General features: G+C 50.6%; 2 protein-coding genes. One reads left to right on the top strand and one right to left on the bottom strand.

Going from position 1 to position 3,892, the window contains the following annotated elements:
• The coding region (locus NG796_RS25930) for a putative Ig domain-containing protein (protein ID WP_261210359.1) at positions 1-3,097 on the top strand (3,097 nt) is incomplete at its 5' end.
• 208 nt (positions 3,098-3,305) lie between these two features.
• Here NG796_RS25930 and NG796_RS25925 read toward each other — a convergent pair.
• Complete coding sequence (locus NG796_RS25925) at positions 3,306-3,548, bottom strand: hypothetical protein (protein ID WP_261210357.1); 243 nt, start codon at positions 3,546-3,548, stop codon at positions 3,306-3,308.
• Positions 3,549-3,892: the final 344 nt, after the last annotated feature.

Raw genomic sequence — 3,892 nt, 5'->3', positions numbered from 1 at the left:
CCTGGCGGACCAAACCGCCACTGCTGGAGAAGAATTTTCCTTTGCACTTCCCGAGGATACCTTTACAGATTCCGACGCAGACCCATTAACCTTTACGGCCACCTTAGCCGATGGGTCACCGTTACCGGATTGGCTCACTTTTGACCCGGCAACTGGAGAATTGAGTGGAACGCCGCAGAATGACGATATTGGTAACTTGGAAATTGCTGTAACCGCTGATGATGGTCAAGGGAATACCGTAACAGATACCTTTGCACTGGTAGTTGATGAGGGCATCGGGGAGAATATTCGGCCAGAGGTTAACCTAGATCCCCAGGAACCTGGGGTGGATACAACGGTGACCTTTGATCCGCAAGCAGAGGGAGTGCCGATCGCTGAAAATGCTGTAGTAACTGACCCCGATCCAGACAATGATATCCTCACAGGTGCGACGGTTCGGATCGCTAACCCAATCGACCCAGATACCGAAGAACTCATCGTCAATACAGAAGGAACAAATATTACCGCCACGGTTGAAAACGGCGTAGTGACCCTCACTGGGGATGATGATGTAGAAAATTATGAACGGGTGCTACAACGAGTCCGGTACAACAACACCGCGCAGAATCCTGATCTAACTCCTCGGGATATCGAAATCGTAGTCACTGATGGGGTTAATGAGAGTGAGCCCGCAGTTGCAACCGTAGAGTTTCCTCCTCCGGCTGCTTTGGAAATCACCAAAACCGTGAGCGATCCCGAGGTGAGGATAGGAGAAGAACTCAGCTATACCGTCACCTTAACCAATCAAGGGGGGATGCCAGCTACGGGAATCACGGTAAATGAATCGTTACCCAACTGGTTGAGTGATATTACTTTCACTCCCACGGAAGGGAACAGCTATGACCCCACTGCCAATGTTTGGACCATTCCTCGTTTAGAAGGGGGAGAAACGACGACCCTGACTGTCTCGGGTATTCTCTCACGCTGGGGGACGATTCCCAATCGCGCCCGGGTTGCAGCATTTGACCAAGGAGAACCGGATGGAGAGGTAGCATTTGCGGAGGCAATTTCGCCCCTTCCGGCCCCAGATATTAGCTTAGGCAACATGACATCAGGCTACGGGGGATTGGTCATCTATGGTGAGAACGCCGGGGATTTAAGCGGGAGAAATATCTCGTCTGCGGGGGATATCAACAGCGATGGCTTCAATGACATTTTGATTGGGACGCGCTTTGGCGATCGCCCTGACGGCACACGCAGCGCGGGTCGAGGGTATGTGATCTTCGGGGGTGCCAACATCGGTCCGCAAATAGATCTACGGGACTTGAACGGCAGCAATGGCTTTGCAATCTATGGCATTGACAGAGACGACTCGATCGGACGAGCCGTCAGCAATGCCGGGGATATCAACGGCGACGGCTTTGATGATGTGATGATGGGTTCCCGCTTTGCTGATGGACCTAATAACGAAAGGCCGGAGGCGGGAGAAACTTATATCATCTTCGGCGGTAATCAGTTTGATGACCCCATCGACCTCGCGACCCTGGACGGTAGCAATGGCTTTACTATTTTTGGCCGCGAAGCAGGAGACCAAAGTGGCCGGGATGTCCATGCGGGTGATATTAATGGCGATGGCGTCGATGACCTACTGATTGGCGCGTTTAGTGCCGATGGGCCTAATAATGAAAGGCCGGAGGCGGGAGAAACTTATGTCCTCTTTGGTGGATCTAACTTTACCTTTGATACCGAGATGGACCTTGCCAACTTAGAACTCAACGGAACGAATGGGTTTACGGTTTTTGGCGCTCAGGCAGGTGAGCGCAGTGGCCGATCGCCTCGAAGTGCTGGAGATCTTAACGGCGATGGTTATAATGACCTGCTGATTGGTGCTCCCGAAGCCGATGACGATGACGAAGAAGCCGCTGGAGCAACCTATCTTGTCTACGGAGGTCCTACCTTTAATGCCTCGATTGACCTGGCGGAAATTAACGGCACGAATGGTATTCGCATTGAAGGTGTCAATGCCGGTGATTTGAGCGGCAGGGCACTAAGCAACGCCGGAGATATCAACGGCGATGGCTTGGATGACATGATTATTGGTGCTCAAGGAGCCAATAATCAAGCGGGGGAGAGTTATGTAATTTTTGGCTCTACTAACTTACCAACTACCCTTGACCTGGCAAATCTGAATGGAACCAATGGGTTTACTATCTCAGGTATCAATCCCGGTGATTTGAGCGGCAGATCGGTTTCTAATGCCGGAGATATCAACGGTGATGGCTATGATGACCTAATTATCAATGCTTCCCAAGCACCAGGTTTGCAGGGTCAACAGGAAGCGGGACAAAGTTACGTCCTCTTTGGCGGAACAACTTTTAGCGCCTCCCTCAATTTGGCCGATATGGATGGCACCAATGGGTTTACCCTCTATGGAATTGAGGCTAACAATCGGACGGGGCGATCGGTCAGTGCGGGGGATGTCAATGGCGACGGGTTTGATGATGTCCTGGTTGGTGCTCCCGAAGGTGATAGTCCCAACGGGACCCGAGAAAATGCTGGGGAAACCTATGTCATTTATGGCGGCGATTTCACGGGTGCTGTCACCCAGCATGGCGGACTGGGTAACGATTCGCTCACGGGCACTACGGGAGCCGATGTGATCGTCGGCGCACAAGGGGATGATACCCTGATTGGTGCTGGAGGTGCTGACGTCATCTATGGCGGTTCGGGAAACCATCTCATCGCGATCGCTGACAGTGATTTCCGTCGCCTGGAGGGCGGCAGTGGAGAGGATACTCTACGGTTGGATGGGGATAATTTCGCGTTCGATTTGAGGACGGTTCCTGATAATCGGATTAATGACATTGAGATGATTGATCTCAATGGTGGCAACAATAGCTTGACCCTGGATCAGATTCATGTTCTTCACCTTTCGGACCGTCGCAATCGTGTGATTGTGACTGGGGAACAGACGAATACGGTGACGGCATCCGGCAATTGGGTTTCTGGGGGTACTGAGGTGATCGGCAACGATACTTACAATGTTTATACCTCCGGGCAAGCTCAGTTGTTGGTGGAGGAGGCGATCGCTCAAGATGGCATTGCTATGATGGTGTGATGAGCGCCGCTTGAGTTTTAACGGTCGGAGGGGGTTCGTTTAAAAACCGAACTCCCCCCGATTTGTTGATGTTTAATGTTAAGAGAAGCCAAAAAATATACCTCCAGGCGATCGCGAATCAATCCGCAACCTTCCCTCCTTGTTCCCCGGGCGATCGCCCTTGAAACTCGCAGTTGATTGAGGTTGAATAGAGCGATTTTAAGCGTTGTTACGGCGTGATTTGATTGGGGGTATCCGGATTGGCTGTGGGTTCCTCTCCCGTTGGGAAAGAAGCTACCATGAGTCCAAACAGGACAGCCACAATTAATAGGAAAAATCCGCCAATCATTTGGGCTTGTCTGACCAGTTTTCGTCCCGTGGGAGTTTCCGGAAAATTAGCCTCTTCGTGAGAGATAGCTTCCTCTGCTACCTGGCGATCGCGTGGCTTTGGGTTTCTAGGTCGATGATTCATAAAACGTTGTCCCTCTATTTTATCTGAGAATTTACTCTCAGTTTCTCTACTGGAACCCCGCCTGTCATCTATCTCCAGAGGAATTTCAAAACCCAATTCCCTCATCTCGACTCTAATTTACCCCCGTCTTAATTTAATAATTGTTCTTATTTTTGATTAAATTAATCCCTTAAACTTCTAACAGAGATCTACGAAAGGATTGCCAACCGCGCTAGAGAATCAGCTTTAAATGATATCAAGGTTTTCAGGTTGTAACCCCTAACCTAATTAACTGGAGTTTAGACTAAGCCAGTGACACGAAAGCAATAAAGAGGGGAGCCCGACTTGCATCTAGGCTCCCCTTG

Origin of the sequence: Laspinema sp. D2d (genome assembly GCF_025370755.1) — a bacterium.
Lineage (GTDB): Bacteria > Cyanobacteriota > Cyanobacteriia > Cyanobacteriales > Laspinemataceae > Laspinema.
The sequence above is the reverse complement of the archived record's forward strand: the minus strand, read 5'-3'. Positions and strand labels throughout refer to the sequence as shown.

Coding starts and splice junctions, on each gene's coding strand:
- NG796_RS25925 (WP_261210357.1), bottom strand. CDS start 3,548: ATGAATCATCGACCTAGAAACCCAAAGCCACGCGATCGCCAGGTAGCA.